Origin of the sequence: Roseococcus thiosulfatophilus (assembly GCF_017311575.1) — a bacterium.
In the GTDB taxonomy this organism is placed as follows: domain Bacteria; phylum Pseudomonadota; class Alphaproteobacteria; order Acetobacterales; family Acetobacteraceae; genus Roseococcus; species Roseococcus thiosulfatophilus.
In genome coordinates, this window is record NZ_JAFFQY010000044.1 from 145605 (window position 1) to 168925 (window position 23321).

At 71.9% G+C, this 23321-nt stretch carries 24 protein-coding genes; 8 read left to right on the forward strand and 16 right to left on the reverse strand.

Annotation, left to right across the window (positions count from 1 at the left end):
- Nucleotides 1-50 precede the first annotated feature (50 nt).
- A complete protein-coding gene (locus JTN19_RS14030; protein ID WP_206933907.1) occupies nucleotides 51-1100 on the forward strand; it encodes a methylated-DNA--[protein]-cysteine S-methyltransferase in 1050 nt (349 codons plus the stop codon).
- On the opposite strand, the gene JTN19_RS14035 is transcribed toward JTN19_RS14030, so the two are convergent.
- The 11 genes from JTN19_RS14035 to JTN19_RS14085 all read right to left on the reverse strand — a co-directional run bounded on the left by JTN19_RS14035 (nucleotide 1097) and on the right by JTN19_RS14085 (nucleotide 10399).
- A complete protein-coding gene (locus JTN19_RS14035; protein ID WP_340643329.1) occupies nucleotides 1097-2287 on the reverse strand; it encodes an MFS transporter in 1191 nt (396 codons plus the stop codon). The genes JTN19_RS14030 and JTN19_RS14035 overlap by 4 nt on opposite strands.
- The gene (thiL, locus tag JTN19_RS14040; protein WP_206933909.1) at nucleotides 2284-3225 is read right to left on the reverse strand and encodes a thiamine-phosphate kinase; all 942 of its coding nucleotides are present in this window, start codon (nucleotides 3223-3225) and stop codon (nucleotides 2284-2286) included. Before thiL ends, JTN19_RS14035 begins: the two co-directional genes overlap by 4 nt.
- Nucleotides 3222-3716 carry a transcription antitermination factor NusB gene (gene nusB / locus JTN19_RS14045; RefSeq protein ID WP_206933911.1) on the reverse strand — a complete coding sequence of 165 codons (495 nt, stop codon included), beginning with the start codon at nucleotides 3714-3716 and terminating at the stop codon, nucleotides 3222-3224. The genes thiL and nusB overlap by 4 nt, the downstream gene beginning before the upstream one ends.
- A complete protein-coding gene (gene ribH, locus JTN19_RS14050) occupies nucleotides 3713-4207 on the reverse strand; it encodes a 6,7-dimethyl-8-ribityllumazine synthase (RefSeq protein ID WP_206933913.1) in 495 nt (164 codons plus the stop codon). Before ribH ends, nusB begins: the two co-directional genes overlap by 4 nt.
- A gap of 46 nt (nucleotides 4208-4253) precedes the next feature.
- Nucleotides 4254-5381, reverse strand: a complete 1128-nt coding sequence (gene ribB, locus JTN19_RS14055) for a 3,4-dihydroxy-2-butanone-4-phosphate synthase (protein ID WP_206933915.1) — start codon at nucleotides 5379-5381, stop codon at nucleotides 4254-4256.
- On the reverse strand, nucleotides 5378-5980 hold the full coding sequence (locus tag JTN19_RS14060; RefSeq protein ID WP_206933917.1) for a riboflavin synthase: 603 nt from the start codon (nucleotides 5978-5980) through the stop codon (nucleotides 5378-5380). Before JTN19_RS14060 ends, ribB begins: the two co-directional genes overlap by 4 nt.
- Entirely contained in the window at nucleotides 5980-7086 is a 1107-nt protein-coding gene (ribD, locus tag JTN19_RS14065; protein WP_340643330.1) for a bifunctional diaminohydroxyphosphoribosylaminopyrimidine deaminase/5-amino-6-(5-phosphoribosylamino)uracil reductase RibD, read from the reverse strand. The genes JTN19_RS14060 and ribD overlap by 1 nt, the downstream gene beginning before the upstream one ends.
- A 1-nt stretch (nucleotide 7087) precedes the next feature.
- A complete protein-coding gene (gene nrdR / locus JTN19_RS14070; RefSeq protein ID WP_206933919.1) occupies nucleotides 7088-7540 on the reverse strand; it encodes a transcriptional regulator NrdR in 453 nt (150 codons plus the stop codon).
- A gap of 154 nt (nucleotides 7541-7694) precedes the next feature.
- Nucleotides 7695-8993 carry a serine hydroxymethyltransferase gene (gene glyA, locus JTN19_RS14075; protein WP_206933921.1) on the reverse strand — a complete coding sequence of 433 codons (1299 nt, stop codon included), beginning with the start codon at nucleotides 8991-8993 and terminating at the stop codon, nucleotides 7695-7697.
- A 77-nt stretch (nucleotides 8994-9070) separates the two neighbouring features.
- Nucleotides 9071-9505 carry a ribose 5-phosphate isomerase B gene (gene rpiB / locus JTN19_RS14080; protein ID WP_206933923.1) on the reverse strand — a complete coding sequence of 145 codons (435 nt, stop codon included), beginning with the start codon at nucleotides 9503-9505 and terminating at the stop codon, nucleotides 9071-9073.
- A gap of 99 nt (nucleotides 9506-9604) precedes the next feature.
- On the reverse strand, nucleotides 9605-10399 hold the full coding sequence (locus JTN19_RS14085) for a dienelactone hydrolase family protein (RefSeq protein WP_206933925.1): 795 nt from the start codon (nucleotides 10397-10399) through the stop codon (nucleotides 9605-9607).
- A 70-nt stretch (nucleotides 10400-10469) separates the two neighbouring features.
- Between JTN19_RS14085 and JTN19_RS14090 the strand changes: the two genes are divergently transcribed.
- On the forward strand, nucleotides 10470-11468 hold the full coding sequence (locus JTN19_RS14090; RefSeq protein ID WP_206933927.1) for an Acg family FMN-binding oxidoreductase: 999 nt from the start codon (nucleotides 10470-10472) through the stop codon (nucleotides 11466-11468).
- Between the two features lie 256 nt (nucleotides 11469-11724).
- On the opposite strand, the gene JTN19_RS14095 is transcribed toward JTN19_RS14090, so the two are convergent.
- Entirely contained in the window at nucleotides 11725-12612 is an 888-nt protein-coding gene (locus tag JTN19_RS14095; protein WP_206933929.1) for a 50S ribosomal protein L11 methyltransferase, read from the reverse strand.
- Nucleotides 12609-14807 carry an ATP-dependent helicase gene (locus tag JTN19_RS14100; protein WP_340643331.1) on the reverse strand — a complete coding sequence of 733 codons (2199 nt, stop codon included), beginning with the start codon at nucleotides 14805-14807 and terminating at the stop codon, nucleotides 12609-12611. The genes JTN19_RS14095 and JTN19_RS14100 overlap by 4 nt, the downstream gene beginning before the upstream one ends.
- A 43-nt stretch (nucleotides 14808-14850) precedes the next feature.
- Here JTN19_RS14100 and JTN19_RS14105 point away from each other — a divergent pair, with 43 nt between their 5' ends.
- From JTN19_RS14105 to JTN19_RS14115, 3 genes are all read left to right on the forward strand, one after another.
- A complete protein-coding gene (locus JTN19_RS14105) occupies nucleotides 14851-15804 on the forward strand; it encodes a hypothetical protein (RefSeq protein ID WP_206933932.1) in 954 nt (317 codons plus the stop codon).
- A 63-nt stretch (nucleotides 15805-15867) separates the two neighbouring features.
- Nucleotides 15868-16833, forward strand: coding sequence for a Bug family tripartite tricarboxylate transporter substrate binding protein (locus JTN19_RS14110; RefSeq protein WP_206933934.1), 966 nt, complete (start codon nucleotides 15868-15870; stop codon nucleotides 16831-16833).
- 14 nt (nucleotides 16834-16847) lie between these two features.
- On the forward strand, nucleotides 16848-17237 hold the full coding sequence (locus JTN19_RS14115) for a RidA family protein (RefSeq protein WP_184383410.1): 390 nt from the start codon (nucleotides 16848-16850) through the stop codon (nucleotides 17235-17237).
- Between the two features lie 12 nt (nucleotides 17238-17249).
- Here JTN19_RS14115 and JTN19_RS14120 read toward each other — a convergent pair whose 3' ends face one another.
- The 3 genes from JTN19_RS14120 to metF all read right to left on the reverse strand — a co-directional run bounded on the left by JTN19_RS14120 (nucleotide 17250) and on the right by metF (nucleotide 20162).
- The gene (locus JTN19_RS14120) at nucleotides 17250-18137 is read right to left on the reverse strand and encodes an ABC transporter substrate-binding protein (RefSeq protein WP_206933936.1); all 888 of its coding nucleotides are present in this window, start codon (nucleotides 18135-18137) and stop codon (nucleotides 17250-17252) included.
- A gap of 3 nt (nucleotides 18138-18140) precedes the next feature.
- On the reverse strand, nucleotides 18141-19088 hold the full coding sequence (locus tag JTN19_RS14125) for a tripartite tricarboxylate transporter substrate binding protein (protein WP_206933938.1): 948 nt from the start codon (nucleotides 19086-19088) through the stop codon (nucleotides 18141-18143).
- Between the two features lie 129 nt (nucleotides 19089-19217).
- Nucleotides 19218-20162 carry a methylenetetrahydrofolate reductase [NAD(P)H] gene (gene metF / locus JTN19_RS14130; protein WP_206933940.1) on the reverse strand — a complete coding sequence of 315 codons (945 nt, stop codon included), beginning with the start codon at nucleotides 20160-20162 and terminating at the stop codon, nucleotides 19218-19220.
- Nucleotides 20163-20349: 187 nt separating this feature from the next.
- Here metF and JTN19_RS14135 point away from each other — a divergent pair, with 187 nt between their 5' ends.
- Genes JTN19_RS14135 through JTN19_RS14145 form a run of 3 tightly spaced genes read left to right on the forward strand, consistent with a single transcriptional unit; the run spans nucleotide 20350 to nucleotide 23316 of the window.
- A complete protein-coding gene (locus JTN19_RS14135; protein ID WP_242531147.1) occupies nucleotides 20350-21123 on the forward strand; it encodes an MlaA family lipoprotein in 774 nt (257 codons plus the stop codon).
- On the forward strand, nucleotides 21120-21740 hold the full coding sequence (locus JTN19_RS14140) for an MlaC/ttg2D family ABC transporter substrate-binding protein (RefSeq protein WP_340643332.1): 621 nt from the start codon (nucleotides 21120-21122) through the stop codon (nucleotides 21738-21740). Before JTN19_RS14135 ends, JTN19_RS14140 begins: the two co-directional genes overlap by 4 nt.
- A 25-nt stretch (nucleotides 21741-21765) precedes the next feature.
- The gene (locus JTN19_RS14145) at nucleotides 21766-23316 is read left to right on the forward strand and encodes a Na+/H+ antiporter (protein WP_206933941.1); all 1551 of its coding nucleotides are present in this window, start codon (nucleotides 21766-21768) and stop codon (nucleotides 23314-23316) included.
- Nucleotides 23317-23321 lie beyond the last annotated feature (5 nt).

The window sequence follows — 23321 nt, forward strand, 5'->3', positions numbered from 1 at the left end:
GGGCAACGCGCGGATGGCGCGCGGGGGGCCGCCGCGCCAGACTGCGCCGCATGGACAGCATCGCCCCCACCCTCGACGATCTCCGCTGGCAGGCGGTGCTGGGGCGGGAGGCCGCGCCCGCCTGCGGGTCGTTCCTCTACGCCGTGACCACCCAGGGCGTCTTTTGCCGGCCGGGTTGCCCGGCGCGGCCGCCCCTGCGCCGCAACACCCGCTTCTTCGCCTGCGTCGCCACGGCTGAGGCCGCGGGCTTTCGCGCCTGCAAGCGCTGCGACCCGAAGGGCGAGCGCGCTTCCCTGCACCGTGACGCCGTTACCGCCGCCTGCGCGCTGATCGAGGCCAGCGAGACGATCCCGAGCCTCGCGGCGCTCGCCGCCCGCGCCGGCTATGCGCGCCACCATTTCCTGCGGATGTTCCGCGAGGTGACGGGCGTCACGCCGCGTTCCTTCGCCGAATCCGTGCGCGGGCGGCGGCTGCAGGCTGCGCTGGCCGGGGGGGCCAGGGTGGCCGATGCGGTGGCCGAAGCCGGGTTCGGCAGCGAAAGCCGCGTCTACGGGCGGCCCGCGCTGGGCATGACGCCCGGTGCCGCGCGGCGGGGCGCGCGGGGGGAGGTGATTTCCATGGCCCGCGCGGAGTCCGTGATGGGCCCCCTGCTGGTGGGGGCCACGGCGCGGGGCGTCTGCTTCATCGGCTTCGCGGAGCCCTTGGAGGCGCTGGAGGGTGACTTGCGCCGTCGCTTCCCCCACGCGACCTTGCAGGAGGACCCGGCGCTGGCGGAGACGGTGGCCGCCATCGCGGCGCATCTGCGCGAACCTGCGGCGGCGCTGCACCTTCCGCTCGACATTCGCGGCACCGCCTTCCAACGCCGGGTGTGGGAGGCGTTGCAGGCCATCCCTTCCGGCGAGACGCGCAGCTATGCGGGGCTGGCGGCAGAGATGGGCGCGCCGGCGGCCACGCGCGCCGTGGCGCGGGCCTGCGCGCAGAACCCCTTGGCGCCCATCATTCCCTGCCACCGGGTGGTGGCGAAGGATGGCAACCTGACGGGCTATCGCTGGGGGTTGGCGGCGAAGAAGAGGCTGCTGGCCGGGGAAGGGGTGGGCTAGACCGGGGCCACCCGCCGCGCCCGCACCCTCTGCCAGGCGAGCAGGGCGAGCGCGGCCACCAGCGGCGGCAGCAGGGTCAGGTTCAGCACCGACCAGCCGAAGCGGGCATGGATGAAGCCCGAGAGGAAGGCCGTGCAGGCCACCGTGCCGAAGACGATGAAGTCATTCGCCGCCTGGGCCCGCACCCGCTCCTGCGGCGAATAGCTGGTGGCGAGCAGGGTGGTCGCGCCCACGAACATGAAGTTCCACCCCACGCCCAGCAGGGCGAGGCCGGAGGAGAAATGCCAGAAGCTCTGCCCCGTCAGCGCCACGGCCACGCTGGCCGCCGTCAGCCCCGCGCCGATCGTGATGATCCGCATGACGCCGAAGCGCGTGATGAGATGGCCGGTGACGAAGCCCGGCGCGAACATCGCCACCGCATGGGCCTGGATGACGGTGGCCGAGGCGCTGACCGAGAAGCCGCAGAGCATCATCTCCAGCGGCGTCGCCGTCATGGCGAGGTTCATGGTGCCGTAAGCGACGAGGCCCGCCACGGCGGCCGCCACGAAGGCGGGCCGGCGGATGATCTCGCCCACCGGGGTCGCCACCTTGGGCTTGGGCGGCGGCGGCGGCAGGCGCAGCCCCAGCAGCAGCGCCATGCAGGCCACGGGCAGCAGGGCCATGACCATGTAGGTGCCGAGGAACAGGTAGGGCAGGAAGAGCTGGTTCGTGTGCTTCACGATCTCGGGGCCGAAGATCGCGGAGAGCACGGGCCCCGCCATGACGAGGGCGATGGCGCGGGGGCGGTAGGCGGGGGTGGCGGCCTCGGCCGCGGCGAAGCGGTAGTGCTGGGCGATGCCGAAGCCGGCGCCCGCGAAGACCGCCCCCGCGCAATAGACCAGGAAATCCTGCACCAGCAGCCCGGTCGCGAAGGTGAGCGAGCCCAGGATGGACAGCACCGCGCCCAGGAAGAAGCCCGTGCGGCGCCCATAGCGGCTGAAGACGAAGGAGGCCGGGATGGAGATGGCCATCACCGCCGTCATCTGCACCGCCATGGGCAGGGTGGCGAGGGCGGAGTCGCCGGAGAGGGAGTGGCCGATCAGCGCGCCCATGGCCACCTGGCCGATCATGGTGGCGTTCATCAGCGCCTGGCAGAAGAAGAGCCGCCACACGGTGGCCTTCATGGCCCTGTCGTCAGTGTCGCTCACACATGGCTCCAGCCCAGCGTCGCGGGTGTTGCGTCCTGGCCCGCCGCGTCGCGCAGCGTCACACGGGGTTCGCCTTGGGTGAAGCGACCCAGGCGCATGACCGGGGTGCGGGCGGCGGCGGCGGCGGCCTCGATGCGGGCGCGGTCCTCGGCGGCGGCGGCGAAGAGGAGTTCATAATCATCGCCGCCCGTGACCAGGGCGGCGATGGGGGCGGTGGGGTCGGAGACGGGCACGCGCGGCCCCTCCACCTCCGCCGCCACGCCGCCCGCGCGGCAGAGATGCGACAAATCCTGCAACAGCCCGTCCGAGACATCCATGGCGGCATGGGCCAGGCCCCGCAGCGCGCGCCCGAGGGCGAGGCGCGGCTCCGGCAGGCGGTAGCGGCGGGCCAGGGCGCCATCGGGGTCAGGACGCTCGCCCCGCGCCGCGCGCAGGCCGAGCCAGCCATCGCCGATGCGGCCACTGACCCAGATGTCATCGCCCGCCAGCGCGCCCTCCCGCCGCAGCGCCTGGCCGCGCGGGATGGTGCCCAGGATGGTGAGGGAGAGCGTGAGCGGCCCGGGCGTGGAGACGGTGTCGCCGCCCAGCACGTGCAGGCCGAATGCCCGCTGGTCCTCCAGGAGCCCCGCCGCGAAACCCGCCACCCATTCATCCGGCGTGCCGCGCGGCAGGGCCACCGTCATGAGATAGCCCAGCGGGTCGGCACCCATGGCGGCGAGGTCGGAGAGGTTCACGCGCAGCAGCTTGCGCCCGATGGTCTCGGCCGGGTCATCGGGTAGGAAATGCACGCCGGCCACCATGGCATCGGCCGCCAGCACCAGTTCCTGGCCGGCGGGCGGGGTCAGCAGCGCCGCGTCATCGGCGAGGTCCAGCGCCCCTTCCCCCGCCAGCGGCCGGAAGTGACGGCCGATGAGGGAGAATTCCGGGGGCAGGCTCACTGCCGCGCGAACTCCTCCGCGCGGAAGCTGCGGGCCATGGCGTCCAGCACGCCGTTGCAGAAGCGCGGTTCCTCGCCGCCGAAGAAGCCATGGGCGATGTCCATGTACTCCTTGATGACGACGCGGGCGGGCGGGCCGCCCATGTCCCGCATCTCGCCGCCGGCGGCGCGCAGGATGGCGCGCAGCACGGGGTCGAGCCGGTTCAGCGCCCAGCCCTGGGCCAGGTGCTGGGTGATGACCTGGTCGAGGTCATCGGGGTTGGTGGCGGCCCCGCGCAGCACGCGGGCGAAGAGGGAGACATCGGCGGCCTCGACGCGCCCATCCTCGAAGCCCTGCTGGCCGGGGATGGAGCCCAGGCGGTGGCGGACGAACTGGTCCAGCACCGTTTCCACGCTCTCGCCCGACTGCTCGGCCTGGAACAGCGCCTGGACGGCGGCCACGCGGGCACCCGTGCGGGGGCGGGCGGGATTCTGCGGGGGGCGGGCCTTCACGCCAGCCCCCAACGGCGCCGCAGGTCGAGCTGCATCAGCGCCGCCTGCGCGGCCTCGGCCCCCTTGTTGTGGTGGTCGTCGCGCGAGCGGGCGATGGCCTGGGCCTCGGTGTGGACGGTCAGCAGGCCGCAGCCAATGGCGGCCCCGGTTTCGGCGGAGATCTGCATCACGCCCGACATCGCCTCGCGGCAGATGTGGTCGTAATGGTCCGTCTCGCCGCGGATGACGCAGCCCAGGAGAACGAAGGCATCCCAGCGGGGGGCGGGGTTGGGGGGCGCGTTCAGCGCCATGCGGAGGGTGGCCGGCAGTTCATAGGCGCCGGCCACGTCCACCACCTCCAGGGTGGCGCCGGCCTCGGCGGCCACGCGCTCCACGCCGGCGCGCATGCCGCCCACGATCTCGGCGTAGTAGGGGGCCTGGATCAGCAGCAGGCGGGGGGCGGGGCCATCGAGGCGAATGGTCTCGCGGGCGGGGGCGTCGGCGGTGCTCATGCCGGGGCCCCCGCGAAGCTGCGAAGCGGGTTCGTGGGGAGATGGCTCACCGTTGCTTCTCCCCGGCCAGCGGACGGGTTTCCACCACGCGCAGCCCCCAGCCCTCCAGCCCCACCAGCGGGCGCGGGTGGTTGGAGAGGCGGATGATGTCGGTGACGCCCAGATCGGCCAGGATCTGCGCGCCAATGCCATAGTCGCGCAGCATGGGCTGGCCCGAGGGCAGGCGCTCGGCGCGGAGCTGGCTGGACAGCCCGTCGCGCCGCCAGTCGCGCAGGATGACGACCACGCCGCGCCCCTCGGCCGCGATGGCCTCCATGGCCGCGTGCAGCTCGAAGATCGAGCGCCCCACCACCATGTCGTTCAGCAGGTTGCCGGCGTGCATCCGGGCCAGGACCGGCTCCGGCCCGGTGATGTCGCCCTTCACCAGGGCGATATGCTCGCCCCGCTCCAGGCCGGATTCATAGACATAGAGCTTCCACTCGCCGCCGATGGCGTTGCGGATGGTGCCCTCCTCCACGCGCTTGGCCATGCGCTCGGTGCGGCGGCGATGGGCGATCAGGTCCGCGATGGTGCCGAGCTTCAGGCCATGGTGCTGCGCGAAGGCCACGAGGTCCGGCAGGCGGGCCATGGTGCCGTCATCGTTCATGATCTCGCAGATCACGCCCGAGGGGTTCAGCCCCGCCAGCCGCGCGAAATCCACCGCCGCCTCGGTGTGGCCGGCGCGGACCAGCGTGCCGCCCTCGCGCGCCACGAGCGGGAAGACATGGCCGGGGGTGACGATGTGCTCGCGCCCCAGCTCCGGGTTGATCGCGACGGCCACGGTGCGCGCGCGGTCGGCGGCGCTGATGCCCGTGGTCACGCCGTCGCGCGCCTCGATGGAGACGGTGAAGGCCGTCTGGTGCCGCGTGCCGTTGGACTGCGCCATCAGCGGCAGGCCCAGCTGCTCCACCCGCTGCCGTGTCATGGCGAGGCAGATCAGCCCGCGCGCGTGGCGGGCCATGAAGTTGATGGCGTCCGGGGTCGCGAACTGCGCGGGGATGACGAGGTCGCCCTCGTTCTCGCGGTCCTCGTCATCCACCAGGATGAACATGCGGCCGCGGCGGGCTTCCTCCAGCAATTCCTCGGTGGGGGTGATGAACTCATGGAGGCTGGTGGTGGTGGTCGGGACGCTCACGCGCGGAACTCCATCAGGCGGGCCACGTAGCGCGCCAGCGTGTCGATTTCGAGGTTCACCGCATCGCCGGGCTGCAGCGTGCCGAAGCTGGTCACGGCGGCGGTGTGGGGGATGATGTTCACCCCGAATTCCGCCCCGTCAACCTCGTTCACCGTCAGCGAGACGCCATCAATGGCGATGCTGCCCTTCACCGCGATGTGCGGCGCCACATGGGGCGGCGCGCGGAAGCGCCAGCGGACCGAGGCGTTCTCCGGCGTGGCCGACAGCACTTCGCCCACCCCGTCCACATGGCCGGACATCAGGTGGCCGCCCAGCTCGTCGCCGAGCTTGAGGCTGCGCTCCAGGTTGATGCGCCGGCCGGGCTTCCAGGCGCCGAGCGTGGTCTTGGACAGTGTCTCCGCGCTGGCATTGGCCGAAAAGCTGTCGGCGTAGAGGTCCACCGCCGTGAGGCAGGCGCCCGAGCAGGCGATGGAACAGCCCACCACCGCGCCCTTCAGGAATTCCGGCTCCACCCCGATGACCAGGCGCATGTCGTGCCCGTCGCCGATGGGCTGCACCTCGCGCAGGCTGCCCAGCGCCGTGACGATCCCCGTGAACATCAGCCAGGCTCCTTCTCGAACTCGGTCATCACATCCTCGCCCACCGCGGCCACCGACACGCGGCGGAAACGGGGCATGCGCGCCAGCGGCGCGACGTGCAAGGGGCCGGCGCTGGGCCACCCCTCTTCCCCCATCACCCCCGGAGCGTGGAACCAGACCAGCCGGTCCACCAGCCCCGCGGCCAACAGCCCGGCGGCAAGCCCCGCGCCACCCTCCACCAGCACCCGCGTCACGCCCCGCGTGCCCAGCGCCGCCAGCATGGCTTTTGGCAACAGCCCCCCGCCGGGCGCACGCCGGATGGTGATGACCTGCACGCCCGCGCGGATATAGGGCGAAAGCACGGAAGGGCGATGCCCCGAACCCGTCAGCAGCCATGTGGGGTGGGCGGGGGCGTCGCGCACCAGGCGCGCGCCGGGGGGCGTGCGCAGCCGCGCATCGGCCACCACGCGCAGCATGGGCACGGGGTCGAGCCCCGCGATGCGGCAGGTGAGGTCCGGGTCATCCGCCACCACGGTGCCGCTGCCCACCATCACCGCATCATGGCGCGCCCGGAGCGCATGGACGGCGCGGCGGGCCTCGGCGCCCGTGATCCAGCGGCTTTCGCCCGTGGCCGTGGCGATGCGCCCGTCCAGCGTGGCGGCGAGCTTCAGCGTGACCAGTGGCCGGCCCTGGGTGATGCGGTTCACGAAGCCCGCGTTGAGGCGGGCGGCTTCGGCGCCGAACAGGCCTTCCTCCACCGCGATGCCGGCCTGGCGGAGCCGCACGAAGCCGCGCCCATCCACCCGCGCATCGGGGTCGCGCATGGCGACGACCACGCGGGAGACGCCGGCGCGGATCAGCGCATCGCAGCAGGGCGGCGTGCGGCCGTAATGGGAGCAGGGCTCCAGCGTGACATAGGCGGTGGCGCCGCGCGCGGCCTCTCCGGCGCGGGTGAGGGCCTCCACCTCGGCATGGGGGCGGCCGCCGGGCTGGGTCCAGCCGCGGCCCACCACCTGGCCGTCCTTGACCAGCACGCAGCCGACCGCCGGGTTGGGCCAGGTGTTGCCAAGGCCCCGCGCCGCGAGCCGGAGTGCGGCGCGCATATGGGCCTCGTCCTCGCCCGCCACGTCAGGGCTTCTCGAGGTCGCTGAGGAAGGCGCCGAAATCCTTGGCCTCGGAGAAATTCTGGTAGACGGAGGCGAAGCGCACATAGGCCACCTCGTCCACGCCGCGCAGCGCCTCCATCACCATCTCGCCGATGCGGCGGGAGGGGATCTCGGCTTCGGTCTCCATCTCCAGGCGGCGCTGGATGCCGTTCACCACGCGCTCGATCCGCTCATCATCCACGGGGCGCTTGCGGCAGGCGATGCGGATGGACTTGGCCATCTTGTCGCGGTCGAAGGGCACGCGCCGGCCATCGGTCTTGAGCACGACGAGTTCCTTGAGCTGCACGCGCTCGAAGGTGGTGAAGCGGTTGCCGCAGGCGGGGCAGAAGCGGCGGCGACGGATGGAGGAGCCGTCCTCGGAGGGGCGGCTGTCCTTCACCTGGGTGTCGTCATTCCCACAATAAGGGCAGCGCATTGTTTATGCCCTCAAGCGCCGGGCGCGCGCTTCGCGCGCTGGGCTTCGCCGCGCTGCGGGTGCGCCAAGCTGCGCGGTCAGTTGGGCGGCGCCGGCCGCGTTGCGGCCGGAGCGTGGGGAAGGACCGCTGGTTTTGCGGCGTGGCGCCATTTGCTCAGTAGATCGGGAAGCGCTGGCAGAGCGCCTTCACATCCTTGGCCACCGCCTGCTCCACCGCGCTGTTCGCCTCGGGGTCGTTCGCCTGGGCCAGCCCGTCCAGCACGCGCACGATCATGCGGCCCACCTCGCGGAACTCCGTCTCCGTGAAGCCGCGCGTGGTGCCGGCGGGCGTGCCGAGGCGGATGCCGCTCGTCACCATGGGCTTGGCCGGGTCGAAGGGGATGGCGTTCTTGTTGCAGGTGAGGTGCGCGCGGCCGAGTGCCGCTTCCGCCGCCTTGCCCGTCAGGTTCTTCGGCCGCAAATCCACCAGCATCAGGTGGCTGTCCGTCCCGCCCGAGACGATGGCGAGCCCCCCCTCCACCAGCTCATCGGCCAGCGCGCGGGCATTGGCCACCACCTGCTTCGCATAGGCGCGGAATTCGGGGCGCAGCGCCTCGCCGAAGGCCACGGCCTTGGCGGCGATGACATGCATCAGCGGCCCGCCCTGCAGGCCCGGGAACATCGCGGAATTGATCTTCTTCGCGATGGCCTCGTCATTGGTCAGCACCAGGCCGCCGCGCGGGCCGCGCAGGGTCTTGTGCGTGGTGGTGGTCGTCACATGCGCGTGCGGCACGGGCGAGGGGTAGGCGCCGGCGGCCACCAGCCCGGCGTAATGCGCCATGTCCACCATCAGGATGGCGCCCACCTCATCGGCCACGGCGCGGAAGCGGGCGAAATCAATCTCGCGCGAATAGGCGGAGCCACCGGCGATGATCAGCTTGGGCCGGTGCTCGCGCGCCAGGCGCTCCATCGTCTCATAGTCCAGCAGGCCATCGGCCTCGCGCACGCCATAGGCGATGGGCTTGAACCACTTGCCGGAGAAGTTCACCGGCGCGCCATGGGTCAGGTGCCCGCCCGCCGCCAGGTCCATCGCCAGGAAGCTGTCACCCGGCTGGAGCAGGGCGAAGAACACGGCCAGGTTCGCGCTGGCGCCGCTGTGCGGCTGCACATTCGCGAATTGCGCGCCGAAGAGCTGCTTCGCGCGCTCGATGGCCAGCGTCTCGGCCACGTCCACATATTCGCAGCCGCCATAGTAGCGGCGGCCGGGATAGCCCTCCGCGTACTTGTTGGTCAGCACCGAGCCCTGCGCTTCCAGCACGGCGCGGCTCACGATGTTCTCGGAGGCGATGAGTTCGATGCCGTCCTGCTGGCGCGTCAATTCCTGGCCAATGGCGGCCGCGATCTCGGGGTCGCTCTCGGCGACGGGCGCCTGGAAGAAGCGGGCGGGGAGGAAGCGGGCGGTGCTCTCGTTCATCGGCCTGGCCTTTTCTCGGGCGGAATCGTCGCCAGCCCCGGCATTACCACAGGGGGTGACAGGTGGGATATGGGCGCTCAGCCAGCCGGGGCCAGCTTGGCCAGGCGCTGGTCGTGCCGCCCGCCCTCATAGGCAGTGGCCAGGAAGGCCGAGAGCGCGTCCAGCGCCACCTCCACCCCCGTGGTGCGGGCGCCGAAGCAGGCGATGTTCGCGTCGTTGTGGGCCCGGGTGAGGCGCGCCTCGGTGGCATCGTGCAGGACGGCGGCGCGGATGCCGGGGTGGCGGTTGGCGGCGATGGCCATGCCGATGCCGCTGCCGCAGACCAGCACGCCAAAGCGCGCGCAGCCCGCCGCCACCTGGCCCGACACCGTGTGGGCGAAGTCCGGATAGTCCACGCTGTCGGGGCCATGGGTGCCGGCATCCAGCACCGAATGGCCCTGGGTCTCCAGCGCGGTCTTGAGGGCCTGCTTCAGCGGCAGGCCGGCATGGTCGGAGCCGAGGGCGATGATCATGCGGCTGCGCTTACCAAGTCACGCGCCCCATATGAAGCGCGCAAGCGACATGGCGCATTCGCGCCGGAAGCGGGTTAGGGCGGCACTTTCCGCGGGCGTCTATGGCCGCGCGTTCCGCGCGAGAAACTCCATCACCGCCGCGCGCGCGGCCACCCTCGCGGCCGGGTTGGGGCCGGCCGTCACCTGCCGGCCGTTGGGCAGGTTGACGCGGCGCAGCGCCACCGTGTCCGGGGCGTCGAAGGCGTGGTGCGCGCCGGGGTAGAGGTCATAGGCCATGCGTCCCTCGGCGCGGCTCGCCAGCTCCACGCAGCGGAAGGCGGGCGTCCAGTCATCGGCGTCGCCCAGCTGCATCAGCAGCGGCGCGGTGCCGCTTGGCCGCCAGCCGCGCCCCATCGGGACGGGGCCGCAGCCGGGGTAGAAGGCGATGGCGGCACTCAGGGTACCGGCTTCGGCCCGCGCCCAGGCGTGCAAGGTGGTGCTGCCGCCATGCGACCAGCCCAGCAGCACCGGCGCGCCGCGATTCCAGGGCTGCGCCGCCGCCCAGTCGCGCGCGGCCAGGGCATCGCCGGCGCGCAAGGCGGGCGGGGCGGGGTGGTCGGACCGGCCGCAGGCGGGGCCGAGGTCGCGGCTGCCGAAGCTGTCGGGGAAGAGCACCGGATGCCCCGCCGCCACCAGCAGCGCCACCCATTCGCGCTCCCGCGCCGAAAGCCGGGGCAGGCGCGCCGCACCCCCCAGCCCGCCGCAGCCATGCAGGGCGATGATGGTGGGGCGCGTCGGCTCGGCCGGGCGTTCCAGCACGGCGCGCAGCGTGACCCCCTCGGGGCCGGGAAGGGCGATGATCTCGGCCCGCGCGGGCAGCGCGAGCAGAAGGAGAAGGGCGGCCAGGCGTCGCATGGCGGCAGCCTCCCGCAGGGCTTGCGCCGGCGCAAGGGTATGCGCCGGCACATGTTCCATACTGCCGGGCATGGACGACCCCTGGACGATCACCACCGAAGGCTTCGCCGGCCTCGCCACGCTAGGGGCGCGGCTGCGCGTGCTGGCGGGCCATGCCATCCTGGCCCCCTCCTCGCACAACACCCAGCCCTGGCGGTTCCGCCTGAGCGCCGATCGGCTGGACCTTCTGGCCGACCGCAGCCGCGCCCTGCCGGTGGTGGACCCCGAGGACCGGGCGCTGGTCATCTCCTGCGGCGCGGCCCTCGGCCACCTGCGCGTGGCGGCGGAGGCGCTGGGGCAGGGGCTGGAGGTCACCCTGATGCCCGAGCCGGCGGCACCGGACCTGTTGGCGCGCATCCTGCCCGGCCCCGCCTGCGCGCCGCATCGGCCTGAGTTGCTCGCCGCCATCCACGCCCGCCGCACCACCCGCGCCGCCTTCACCACAGAACCCCTGGCGCAGCCGATGCCCGTGGCCGAGGTGGAAGGCGTCACCCTGCATTGGCGAACCGCGCCGGCCGAGCGCCACGCCATCGCGGAACTCGTGGCGGAAGGGGATCGCGCGCAGATGGCCGACCCTGGCTTCCGGGGCGAGCTCGCCGCCTGGGTGCGGTCCCGCCACGCGGCCTCGCGCGATGGCATGTCGGGTGCCGCCTTCGGCATGCCCGACCTGCTCAGCTTCGTGGGCGCCATGGCCATCCGGCGCTTCGACATGGGCGCGGGGCAGGCCGCGCATGACAGGGCGCTGGCCGAGAATTCTCCCGCGCTGGGCGTCCTGACCACGCCGGGCGACACGCCGCTCGACTGGCTGCGGGCCGGTGAGGCGCTGAGCCGCGCCACCCTGGCGCTCACCGCCGCCGGGCTGAAGCATTCCTACCTGAACCAGCCCATCGAGGTGCCGGCGCTGCGCCCGAAGCTGGCCGCGCTGCTGGGCACGCGCGAATTCCCGCAAATCCTGCTGCGCGCCGGGCATGGGCCGGAGATCGCCCCCTCCGTCCGCCGCCCGCTGGAGGAGGTGCTGGTCGAGGGCTGAGCGCCGCCCCGGCATCGCGGCGAAGGGGAGGGCGGCGCTGGCGGGGGCTGCCGCCCCCGGTCCCCCGCCAGGGGCCATGGGCCCCTGACCCCATTCGATTCAGTGGGTATTCGGAGGGAGGGGCGTCACGGGCGTGCGCTTGATCCGGGGCATGACATGCCCCTCCCTCCGAATACCCATTAAGTCAAAGGGTTCCGAGGGCCTGGGCCCTCGGCGGGAGGGGTCTGGGGAGGGCAGTGCTTTCCCCAGCGGCGCCCTAGCCCCTCCGCCGCAGCACCAGGGTGCTCCAGGGGGTCAGCGAGATCCGGCGTTCCAGCACCAGGCCTTGGCGGCGGTGGGCGGCGAGGACCATCTGGACTTGGCTGTCGAGCAGCCCGGCCAGGATGGCGCGGCCGCCTGGCGCCAGGTGCTGGGCCAGGTCCTTGGCCATGGCGCAGAGGGGCCGGGCCAGGATGTTGGCGAAGACGAGGTCATAGGGCGCGCGGGCGTGGATTTCGCGGTGGTTCCAGCCGAGTGCCAGCACGGCACGGATGCGCCCGCGCAGCCCGTTGGCGACGGCGTTCTCCTCGGCCACGCGCACCGACCAGGGGTCGAGGTCGCTGGCCAGCACGCGCACATGGGCGAGCTTGGCCGCTCCCATGGCGAGGATGCCGCTGCCCGCGCCGAGGTCCAGCACGCGGGCATTGGGCGGCAGGCGCAGGGCTTCGAGCGCCGTGAGGCAGCCGCGGGTGGAGGAATGTTCGCCCGAACCGAAAGCCAGGCCGGCGTCGAGGGTCAGGACGTGGCGGCCCCAGACGCGCCGCTGCTCGGCATGGGAGGGGCGGACCAGGAAGCGCGTCGCGATGGGCTGTTCGGGAAAGGCCTCGACGGTGCGGGCGAGCCAGCCCTCGGCCTCGGTGGGGTTCCGGGCGAGCGTCGCGTCATGGCCGGTGAGGCCGGCGGCCAGGGCGAGGGCAGCCGAGAGCGCGTCCGGGTCGGCCGTCGCCTCGCGCACCGCCTCGATGCGCCAGGTGTCGGTGGCCTCGTCGCGGAACAGGGCCACGGTGGCGCTGACGGCGATGAGCGCGGCCTCGTAGGCGGGCACGGCCTCGTCCGGGAGCTGGTCCAGGATGAGGGTTTCGAGGGGTTGGATGTGGCGTTTCATGCGGGGTCCACGAAGCGGTCGAGGACGCGCTTGGTGCCCGCCTTCTCGAATGCGATGTCGAGCTTGTCGTCCTCGACGGCGGTGACGCGGCCATAGCCGAATTTCTGGTGGAAGACGCGCTGGCCGGGGGCGAAGCTGCCCTCGCGCGCGGGGCGGGCGGGCACCTCCCAGGCGCCGGCCTCGATCAGCCGCGGGCGGCGCTGGCTGGAGAGCGGGCCCGCGCCGAAGACGGAACTCGGGACGTGGCGGACGGGTTCCGCGCCCTCGCGCACCACCTCCTCCGCCGGCAATTCGTCGAGGAAGCGTGAGGGGATGGTGCTGGTCCAGTTGCCGTAGATGCGGCGGTTGGCGGCATGGCTGATGATGCAGTGGCGCCGCGCGCGGGTGATGCCGACATAGGCGAGGCGGCGTTCCTCCTCCAGGCTCTTGTTGCCGCCCTCGTCCAGGCTGCGCTGGCTGGGGAAGAGGCCTTCCTCCCAGCCCGGCAGGAAGACCATGTCGAATTCCAGCCCCTTGGCCGCGTGCAGCGTCATGAGCGAGACGCGGGCGCCCTCCGCGTTCTGGTCATTCTCCATGACGAGGGCGATGTGTTCTAGGAAGGCGGCCATGGTGCCGAAATCCCCCATGGCGCGGAGCAGCTCCTTGAGGTTGTCGAGGCGGCCCGGCGCCTCCGGCGTGCGGTCCTGCTTCCACATCTCGATATAGCCGCTCTCCTCCAGCACCTGGGAGGCGACGACGATGTGGCCGAGCGCTTCCAGCCCCGCATGCCAGCGCGCGAAGCCCTCCAGCAGGTCGCGGAGCGCGGCGCGGGGGCGGGGGCGGAGCGCGTCGGTCTGGATGAGTTGGCCGGCGGCGATGCGCAGCGGCACGCCCTGTTCGCGCGCGGCGCGGTGGAGCGTGGCCAGCGCCGTGTCGCCCAGGCCGCGCTTCGGGGTGTTCACGATGCGCTCGAAGGCCAGATCGTCGGCCGGGTTCACCATGGCGCGGAAATAGGCGATGGCGTCGCGGATTTCCTGGCGTTCGTAGAACTTCGCGCCGCCATAGACGCGATAGGGAATGCCCTGCGTGACGAGGCGTTCCTCGAAGCTGCGCGTCTGGAAGCCCGCGCGCACGAGGATGGCGATTTCGCTGAGGTCCTGGCCGGCGCGCTGCGCCTCCTCGATGCGGCCGCCCACCATGCGGGCCTCCTCCTCGCTGTCCCACAGCGAGACGACGCGGACCTTCTCGCCCGAGGCATCGGCGCGGCCGGGGCGCAAAGTCTTGCCGAGCCGGCCTTCGTTCTTCGCGATCAAGCCCGAGGCGGCGGCAAGGATGGGCCGCGAGGAGCGATAGTTGGATTCCAGCCGCACGATGACGGCGCCCGGAAAATCCTTCTCGAAGCGCAGGATGTTCTCGATCTCCGCACCGCGCCAGGAATAGATGGACTGGTCGTCATCGCCCACGCAGCAGATGTTCCTGTGCCCCTGGGCCAGCAGCCGCAGCCAGAGATACTGGACCAGGTTCGTGTCCTGGTATTCGTCCACGAGGATGTAGCGGAACAGGCGGTGGTAGCGTTCCAGCACCTCGGGGTTGGTGCGGAGGATTTCCGTCACGTGCAGCAGCAGGTCGCCGAAATCGGCGGCGTTGAGCGCGACCAGCCGCGCCTGGTAGGCGGCATAGAGGGCTTCCGCGCGGTTGTTCGCGTAGTCCGAGCTTTCCGCCACGGGAATGCGGCCCGGCGTCAGCCCCCGGTCCTTCCAGCGCTGGATGATGCCCATGAGGCCGGCCACCGGCCAGCGCTTCATGTCCACGCCGCCCGCCTCCATCACCTGCTTGAGCAGCCGCGTCTGGTCGTCGGGGTCGAGGATGGTGAAGTCGGATTTCAGCCCCACCAGCTCCGCGTGGCGGCGCAGCATGCGGGCGGCGAGCGCATGGAAGGTGCCGAGCCAGAGCCCCTCCACCGGCCGGCCGATGATGGCACCCACGCGTTCGCGCATCTCGCGCGCCGCCTTGTTGGTGAAGGTGACGGCCAGCACCTGGTGGGGCTGGGCGCGGCCCGTCATCAGCAGATGGGCGAAGCGCGTGGTCAGCACGCGGGTCTTGCCCGTGCCGGCGCCGGCCAGCACCAGCAGCGGGCCGTCGAGGGTTTCGACGGCCGCGCGCTGCTCGGGGTTCAGGCGGGACAGGTATTCGGAGGGGGGCGGTGTTGCGGACACCGGGGGGGTATAGAACACTGCCCCTGGCCCACCAACCGCGCGGATGAACGCCCTGATCCGGACCTTCCTTGAAGGCTGCGCCATGCGCGGCGCGCAGCTTCTGGCCGCGGCCATTTTCGTGGGCCTCTTCGTGCCCCCGCTGGCCGCCCTGTTCCGCGACGCGATCACGGCCGTCGTCTTCTTCCTGATGGTGCTGGTGCTGCTGCGCGTGGACCCGGCGCAGGTGCTGGCCTATCTGCGCCGGCCCGTGCTGGTGGGCGCCATGTTGCTCTTCCTGCTGGTGGCCTGCCCCGTGCTGGCCTGGGCGGTGGTGAGCGCCATGGGCTTCAGCGGCGGGCTGGCCGCGGGGCTGGTCGTGGTGGCGACAGGCTGTGCCGCCACATCCTCCCCCGCCTTCGCGCGGCTGGTCGGGCTGGATGGCGAGATCGCGCTGGTGGTCTCGCTGCTGTCCACCCTGCTGGTGCCCTTCACCGCGCCACCGCTGGCGCTGGGGCTGATGGGCATAGACCTCGCCATCTCCTTGCAGGGGCTGATGCTGCGCCTGGCCCTGCTGGTGGGGTTGCCGCTGGTGATCTCCATCATTCTCCGGCGGCTGATGGGGCCGGAGCGGCTGGGCTATTGGGGGCGTTCGGTGGACGGCGCCGTGGTGCTGCTGGTGGTGTTCTACGGCTTTGGCGTGATGGATGGCGTGCTGGCCCTGCTGCTGGCCGACCCCGCCTTGGTGCTGGGCGGCATCGCGCTGGCCTTCGCGGGGATGCTGGGGCTGAACCTGATCACGGCGCTGGCCTTCCGGGGGGCGGGGCTCCGGCTCGGGCTGTCAGCGGGGCTGCTCTCGGGGAACCGGAACATGGCGCTCTACCTGGCCGTGCTGCCGGCGGCGACGGACCCGCTGGTGCTGCTGTTCCTCGTGCTGTGCCAGTTCCCGCTGTTTCTCAGCCCCTTCCTGCTGCGGCCCATTTATGCACGCCTCTTGGGCAAAGGGGCGATTGTCACCTGAGGTCTGCTTGACGCCCTGGCAGGGTGCCCACAGGCTTGGCATCTCCATCGAGGGATTTCGGGCATGCGTTTCTCCCGCCGGGCCGGTCTGCTGGCCTCCCCCTTCCTCCTGCCGGGCCTGGCCAGCGCCCAAGGATGGGCGCCGACCCAGCCGCTGCGCGTCATCATCCCCTTCCCGCCGGGCGGCACCATGGACCCCGTGGTGCGCCTCGCGCAGGACATCCTGGCGGCCGATCTGGGCCGGCCGGTGGTGGTGGAGCACCGGCCGGGCGGGGCCACCGTGGTCGGGACCATCGAATTGCAGCGCGCACCCGCCGATGGCCACACCATGCTGATGATCGCGAACAGCTTCTCCGCGAATGTCACCCTGCGGCCCAACACCCCCTACAACGGGTTGCGCGACTTCGCGCCGCTGGTGATGGCGACGGTGGTGCCGCATGTCCTGGCCGTGCACCCCTCGGTGGCGCGCGACTTCGCGGGCTTCCTGGAGGCCGCGCGCCGGCCGGGGCAGGGGATGAGCTTCGGCTCCTACGGCATCGGCACCTCCAACCACCTGGGCGGCGAGCAGTTCCGCGAGCTGGCGGGGCTCAACGCCACCCATGTGCCCTATAGCGGCTCCAGCCAGGCCAATACGGACCTCATCGGCGGGCGGCTGCAATTCATGTTCGCGAACCTGCCGGACATGATCCCGCTGGTGCAGTCGGGGCGGGTGGTGGCGGTGGGCATTTCCAACGAGACCCGCGCGCGCGAACTCCCTGACGTGCCCACCATGGCGGAGCTGGGCTTTCCGCTGGTGCTGTCGGATTCCTGGTTCGGCCTCATCACCCGCGCGGAGGTGCCCGCCCCCGCCCGCGCCCGGCTGGAGGCCGCCTGGACGGCCGCCCTGGCCAGGCCCGAGGTGAAGGCGCGGCTGGAGGAACAGGGCTTCACCGTGCTGGCGCGGCCCGCCGACCAGTTCGGCACGGAAATCCGCCGCTATGCCGAGACCTATGCGCAGGTGATCCGCGCCAACAACATCACCGTGAACTGAGGAAGGAACGCCACATGACGCCGCTGGAACACATTTTCCCCGAGGGCGAGTTCAAGGTCTCGGCCCCGCTTTCGCCCGCCGTGCGCTGCGGCAACCAGCTCTGGATCTCGGGCATCCCGGCCTATGATGCGGAGGGCAAGCTCGCGGTGGGTGACTTCACCGCGCAGATGAACCAGGTGATGGCCATCATCACCAAGATCCTGAAGGAGGCCGGCGCGGGCTGGGACCGGGTGGTGAAGGTGAACGTCTTCCTCACCCGGCGCGAGGATTTCGAGGAGATGAACCGCATCTATGCGGCGCATTTCCCGGACGGGAAATACCCTGCCCGGACCACCTGCATCGTCTATTCCCTGCCGCGCCCGAACTTCCTGCTGGAGATCGAGTGCACCGCGGTGCTGGACTGACCCTCCAGCCCTTCAATCAAAACGGCTGTCGATGCAGAAAGCATAGCCGGGGTGGTGGCTCATCGCCCCGGCGCCGATCATGGACACCGCCAGCCGGTCCAGCGCCGCTTCCGGCAGGCGCGTGGTGCCCTCCCACAGCCCCAGCGCCTTGTAGCGCCGCACGGCCGCCAGCAGGTGGGCAGGCTTGGTGTCCGCGAAGCGCGGCGCCAGCAGTTCCGCAATGGTCTCGGGCGTGCTGGCGGCGATCCATTCCAGCGCCTCGCCCAGGGCCGCGACGGCGCCACGGAAGGCCGCCTCCTTCTCCGCGATGCGCGGTGTCACGGCATAGAGCGCGCTATAGGCCGTGGGCCCGCGGCTGGCCGCCGCATACCACAGCGCGGCGCCCTGTTCCTCCAGCGCCGAGGCGAAGGGCTCGAACAGCAGCACCGCGTCCACCTCGCCCGCCAGCAGGGCCTTGGCGCCGTCCCCCATGGGCATGAAGCGAATGCCGGGCATGGCGGCGGGGTCCACGCCCGCGTCGCGCAGATCCTGTTGCAGGCACCACCAGGGGGTGGGCACCTCGGAGGGGATGGCGACGCGCATGTTGCCGAGTTCCGCCATAGCGAAGCCCGGCCGCGCGCCCATGCCCATCAGCAGGAAGGGGTCGCGCATGATGGCGGCGCCGAAGCTGCGCAGCGGGCTCGCCTCGTTGCGGCTGCGCTCCAGCATGGGGCGCATGGGGCCGGACCAGGCCAGATCCGCGCTGCCATCCAGCAGGCGCAGCGCGGCCGCATCGGGCGTGCCGGCCGTCTCGATGCGGATGTCGGCGCCATGCGCGGCGAAGAGGCCACGGTCCAGCGCTACGTAGTAGGGGGTGTAGAAGACGGCCCGGAAGGGCTCCATCAGCAGAAGCTGCGCCATGGCTCAGGCCCTCCGCAGGATGGGCAGCCAGCGCGCGCCCTCTTCGCGGATGGTGCGGGCCAGGGCGGCGGCATCGCCGTTGATCACTTCGATGCCGCGGTCGCTGAAGCGGGCGCGCACGGCGGGGTCGTCCAGCACCTTCTTCATGGCGGCGCCCAGCGTGGCCAGGATGGGCGCGGGGGTCGCCGCCGGCGCCAGCATCATCTGCAGCGAGGAGGTCTGGTAGCCCGCCACGCCGGCCTCCGCGATGGTCGGCAGGTCGGGCAGCATGGCCGAGCGCCGCGCGGTCGTCACCGCGATGCCCTTCACCCGCCCGTCGCGGATCATGGGCGCCAGCAGGGTCTGGCTGTCGATCATCATGTCCACGCGGCCGGCCAGGAAGTCTGTCACGGCGGCCGGCGTGCCGCGGTAGGAGACGAAGGTGAAGTTCACCCCGGCCATGCTCTTCAGCAGTTCCCCCGCCAGGTGCGAGGCCGCGCCGATGCCGGTGGTGGAGAAGGTCGCGTCCCCCCCGCGCGTCCGCAGCCAGGCCAGCAGCTCGGGCAGGGTGCTGGCCGGCACGCCCGGATGGACGCAGAGCACGAAGGGCTGTTCGGAGATCAGCGAGACGGGCGCGAAATCCGCGACATTGTCGAAGCCCGCATCGGGGAACAGCGCCGGGATCACGCTGTGCGCCGCGCCGGTGACCATGATGGTGTGGCCGTCGGGCGTGGCGCGGGCCACCTGGCGCGCGCCGATGGTGGTGCCGGCGCCGCCCAGGTTTTCCACGACGAAGGTCTGGCCCAGCTCGGCCCCCAGGGGTTCCGTGATCAGCCGGGCCGTCACGTCAATCAGCCCGCCCGCATTGAAGGGGACGATGACGCGCACCGGGCGTTCGGGCCAGCGCGGCTGGGCGAGGGCGGCCGCGGGCAGCAGAAGCGGGGCGGCGAGGAGGGAACGGCGGCTGGCCATGGCGTGTCTCCGGCGGATGTCGCGCGGAGGAGACCGCCTCCGCCCCGGCTTGTCAAAAGCGGGGCGGCGAAAAAGTGGGCAAACATGCCGAATTGAACGGCTGAATCCGCATGTTTGCCCAGAAGCTACTCAGGCGGAGGCGCTGACCCCGGCCGGGCGCGCGCCCAGGATATGCGCGATGGCATAGGTCAGGTCGGGCCGGTTCAGCGTGTAGAAATGGAACTCGTCCACGCCATTGGCCTGCAGGATGCGGACCTGTTCGGCGGCCACGGTGGCGGCCACCATGCGGCGGGTGCTCTCATCCTCGTCCAGGCCCTCGAACAGCTTGCCCAGCCAATCCGGCACCGAGGCGCCGCACATGGCCGAGAACCGCTTCACGCTGGCGAAGTTGGTCACCGGCATGATCCCGGGGACGATCGGCACCGTGATGCCCCGCGCGTGGCAGCGGTCGAGGAAGCGCAGATAGACATCCGTGTCGAAGAAATACTGGGTGATGGCGCGGTTGGCGCCGGCGTCGATCTTGCGCTTCAGGAAGTCCAGATCCGCATCGGCATTCAGCGCGGCCGGGTGCGTCTCCGGATAGGCGCCCACGCTGATGTCGAAATCCCCGATTCGGCGCAGGCCGCGCACCAAATCCTCGGCCTGGGCATAGCCGCCCGGATGGGGTTCGTAGCGCGAGGCCCCGGCCGGCGGGTCGCCGCGGAGCGCCACGATGTGGCGGACGCCCGCCGCCAGGTATTCCCGGGCCACCTCGTTCACCTCGTCCTGCGTGGCGCCCACGCAGGTGAGATGCGCGGCGGGCGTCAGGGAGGTTTCGCGGGCCAGGCGCGCCACCGTGTCATGGGTGCGGCTGCGGGTGGAGCCGCCCGCGCCATAGGTGACGGAGACGAAGCGCGGCCCGAGCGGTTCCAGCCGCCGGATGCAGGCCCAGAGGTCGGCCTCCAGCTTGTCGTTCTTCGGCGGGAAGAACTCGAAGGAGAGCTTGGGGGCCGGCAGGGCGGCGGGGGCGGGCAGGGTGCCGATGCGCGGCCCGGTGAGCCAGCGTTCCAGCGTATTCGGGGGCGCGGTGTCCATGCGGTCGGAATGGGGGCTTGCCGGACTTTGCGCAAGGGGTTCTTCGGGGCGGCTGATACAATGTCGGGGCGACCCTGCCTGCCCGCGATACTTGCCTTGGGGAGGGGTGTGTGTTTTCTTCAATCGTCAGCCGCGCCTCGGCCTGATGTCCCATGGGCCCAGCGCCCGGAAAGGTTTCCACCCGGCCATGCGCCTCTCCCGCTGCTTCGCTCCCCGCCTCCTCGCCATGGCCGCCCTGGTGACGGGCCTCAGCGCCTGCGCCACCCGCCCCCCGGCCAGCGAGCCGGAGGCATTGGCGGAGTTCCAGGCGGCCAACGACCCGCTCGAGCCGCTCAACCGCACCATGTACCAGGTGAACGAGGGCCTGGACACGCTGGTGCTGCGCCCGGCGGCCGAGATCTACCGCTTCTTCCTGCCCTATGAGGTGCGGCTCGGCGTCCGGAACGTCCTGACCAATCTGCGCGCGCCCACCGTGCTCGCCAACGACCTGCTGCAAGGCCAGACCGAGCGCGCGGGCCGCACCGCGTCGCGCTTCGTGATCAACTCCACGCTGGGCCTCGGCGGCATCATCGACGTGGCCGACCGCGGCTTCGGCATCCGCGGCCACAACGAGGATTTCGGCCAGACCCTGGCCGCCTGGGGCGTGCAGGGCGGGCCCTACCTCTTCGTCCCCGGCCTCGGCCCCAGCAACCCGCGCGACCTTTTCGGGTTTGGGGTGGACGCGGTGGCCAGCCCCTGGTTCTGGGTGGGGCAGGGCGCCGCCGTGGAGGCGCTGCGGTACTCGCGCACCGGCGCCACCATCGTGGACACGCGCGAAGGGGTGATCGATACCTTGGACGACATCAACCGCACCTCCCTCGACCCCTACACCACCATTCGCAGCGGCTACCGTCAGCGGCGTGAGGCTGAGATCCGCAACGAGCTGGTGCCCGCCGGCCGCCGCACGGGGCTCACGCCGTGAGTGCCGTGACGCGCCGCCTGGCGCTCGGGCTGCTGGCCCTGCCGGCCCTGGCCCCCATCGCCTTCCCCGCCCAGGGCCAGACCATGGACCCGGGCCGCGCCGCGGGCTTCATCACCACCACCGGCGAGGAGCTGGTGGCCGTGCTGAACAGCGACGCCCCCGTGGAGCAGCGCCGCGAACGCGTGGCCACCATCCTGCGCCGCGCCGTGGACATCGAGGGCACGGGCCGCTTCATCCTGGGCCGCTGGTGGCGCGTGGCGACGCCGGAGGAGCAGCGCGAATACCTGCGCCTCTTCGAGGAGACGCTGATCCGCAACCTGGCCTCCCGCTTCGGCGAGTTCCAGGGCGTGCGCTTCAGTGTGGGCCGCAGCCAGACCCGCAGCGAGGAGGACGTGCTGGTGACCACGGTGGTCGAGCGCCCGAACGCGCCGGCCGTCACGCTTGACTGGCGCGTGGCCGAGGTGGGCGGGCAGCCGCGCATCGTGGACCTGGTGGCCGAGGGCGCCTCGCTCCGGCTCACGCAGCGCAGCGAATACAGCGCCGTGATCACCCGCAGCGGCAACCGCGTCGCCGCCCTGCTGGACGCCATGCGCGGCCAGATCGAACGGATGGGCTGAACGCCCAGCCTGCCGCGCCGCGCCCATGGAGGTCGTGCAGCTCGTCCTGGCCCTGATGGGGGCCTGCGTGCTGCTGGCCCTGCTGGCGCGGCGGCTGCAACTTCCCTACGCCGTGGTACTGATCCTGGCCGGCATGGTGCTGGCCTTCATCCCCGGCGTGCCGGTGGTGACACTGGACCCCGCGCTGGCCCTGGCCTTCTTCCTGCCACCGCTGCTGCAGGGAAGCGCCTACCGCACCGACTGGAAGGCCTTCCGGCGCGACCTGCGGCCCATCCTGCTGCTGGCGGTGGGCGCGGTGCTCTTCACCGCCTTCCTCATGGGCGCGCTGGCCCGCGCGCTGGTGCCCGGGATGCCCTGGGCGGCCGCGCTGGCCCTGGGCGCGATCCTCGCCCCGCCCGACGCGGTGGCCGCGGCCGCCGTGCTGCAACGCCTCAATTTGCCCCGCCGCCTCGTCACCCTGCTGGAGGGCGAGAGCCTGATGAACGACGCCACGGCGCTGGTGCTCTACCGCTTCGCCATCGCGGCGGCGGCGGTGGGGAGCGTGGCGCCGCACGCGGCCGCCCTCAGCTTCCTCCTGGTGGCGGCGGGGGGTGTGCTGGTGGGCTGGCTGGTGGCGCGCGCCACGCTCTGGGCGCTGGCGCGGCTGAACGACACGCTGCTGGAGACGGCGCTGTCCTTCCTCGCGTGCTACGGCGCCTTCCTGGCGGCGGAGGGCATCCAGACCTCGGGCGTGCTGGCGGTGGTGACCACGGGCATCATGCTCTCCCGCGCGCAATACCGCGTGCTGTCGGCGCGCACGCGCATCGAGACGCGGGTGGTGTGGCAGTTCGTCGAATTCGTCCTCACCTCGCTGGTGTTCATCCTGATCGGGCTGCAATTGCGCGGGGTGCTGGAGGGGCTCGCCGGGCGCGGCGCGTGGGAGCTGGCCTGGCTCGCCTTCGCCGTCTCGGCCGGCCTCATCGCCTCGCGCTTCCTGTGGGTGTTCGTCGCGGGCGGCGCGCAGGCGCTGCTGGGCGACCGGATGCCGCTCACGCAGCTCACCGTGCTGTCCTGGGCGGGGATGCGCGGGGTGGTCTCGCTGGCGGCCGCCATTGCCCTGCCGCTCGACTTCCCGGAGCGGGAGCTGATCATCTTCCTCGCCTTCTGCGCCATCCTGGCCACGCTGGTGCTGCAGGGAACGACGCTGGGCTGGCTGATCCGCCGCCTGGGCCTGATCCAACCGCCACCCATGGACGGCATCAACCCGCAGGAGGCCGCGCTGCGCCACCAGGCGGCGCGCGCCATGCTGGGCGCCATTGAGAAGCGCTCCACCGACCTGCTCTACGGCCCCATGGCGCAGGACCTGCTGGCGGAGCATCGCGACCGCGCGGCGCATCTGGAGCGCGTCTCGCGCGGGGGCGGCGCCGCGGCGGCGGAGCGCGCGGCCCGCCGGGCGCTGCGCCTGGAGGGGCTGGAGGCCGCCCGCGCCGTGCTGCGCGAGCACCATGCGCGGGGCGATGTGCCCGAGGACATCCTGACCAAGCTCGGCGAGGAGCTGGACTATGAGGAGAATCGGCTGCGGCGCGCCCTGGGCTGACCCTA

What these genes read in the sequence shown, in the direction of transcription:
- JTN19_RS14030 (WP_206933907.1), top strand. Translation starts at nt 51, where the DNA reads ATGGACAGCATCGCCCCCACCCTCGACGATCTCCGCTGGCAGGCGGTG.
- ribH (WP_206933913.1), bottom strand. Translation starts at nt 4,207, where the DNA reads ATGAGCACCGCCGACGCCCCCGCCCGCGAGACCATTCGCCTCGATGGC.
- JTN19_RS14060 (WP_206933917.1), bottom strand. Translation starts at nt 5,980, where the DNA reads ATGTTCACGGGGATCGTCACGGCGCTGGGCAGCCTGCGCGAGGTGCAG.
- nrdR (WP_206933919.1), bottom strand. Translation starts at nt 7,540, where the DNA reads ATGCGCTGCCCTTATTGTGGGAATGACGACACCCAGGTGAAGGACAGC.
- glyA (WP_206933921.1), bottom strand. Translation starts at nt 8,993, where the DNA reads ATGAACGAGAGCACCGCCCGCTTCCTCCCCGCCCGCTTCTTCCAGGCG.
- rpiB (WP_206933923.1), bottom strand. Translation starts at nt 9,505, where the DNA reads ATGATCATCGCCCTCGGCTCCGACCATGCCGGCCTGCCGCTGAAGCAG.
- JTN19_RS14085 (WP_206933925.1), bottom strand. Translation starts at nt 10,399, where the DNA reads ATGCGACGCCTGGCCGCCCTTCTCCTTCTGCTCGCGCTGCCCGCGCGG.
- JTN19_RS14090 (WP_206933927.1), top strand. Translation starts at nt 10,470, where the DNA reads ATGGACGACCCCTGGACGATCACCACCGAAGGCTTCGCCGGCCTCGCC.
- JTN19_RS14095 (WP_206933929.1), bottom strand. Translation starts at nt 12,612, where the DNA reads ATGAAACGCCACATCCAACCCCTCGAAACCCTCATCCTGGACCAGCTC.
- JTN19_RS14105 (WP_206933932.1), top strand. Translation starts at nt 14,851, where the DNA reads ATGAACGCCCTGATCCGGACCTTCCTTGAAGGCTGCGCCATGCGCGGC.
- JTN19_RS14110 (WP_206933934.1), top strand. Translation starts at nt 15,868, where the DNA reads ATGCGTTTCTCCCGCCGGGCCGGTCTGCTGGCCTCCCCCTTCCTCCTG.
- JTN19_RS14115 (WP_184383410.1), top strand. Translation starts at nt 16,848, where the DNA reads ATGACGCCGCTGGAACACATTTTCCCCGAGGGCGAGTTCAAGGTCTCG.
- JTN19_RS14120 (WP_206933936.1), bottom strand. Translation starts at nt 18,137, where the DNA reads ATGGCGCAGCTTCTGCTGATGGAGCCCTTCCGGGCCGTCTTCTACACC.
- JTN19_RS14125 (WP_206933938.1), bottom strand. Translation starts at nt 19,088, where the DNA reads ATGGCCAGCCGCCGTTCCCTCCTCGCCGCCCCGCTTCTGCTGCCCGCG.
- metF (WP_206933940.1), bottom strand. Translation starts at nt 20,162, where the DNA reads ATGGACACCGCGCCCCCGAATACGCTGGAACGCTGGCTCACCGGGCCG.
- JTN19_RS14135 (WP_242531147.1), top strand. Translation starts at nt 20,350, where the DNA reads ATGCGCCTCTCCCGCTGCTTCGCTCCCCGCCTCCTCGCCATGGCCGCC.
- JTN19_RS14145 (WP_206933941.1), top strand. Translation starts at nt 21,766, where the DNA reads ATGGAGGTCGTGCAGCTCGTCCTGGCCCTGATGGGGGCCTGCGTGCTG.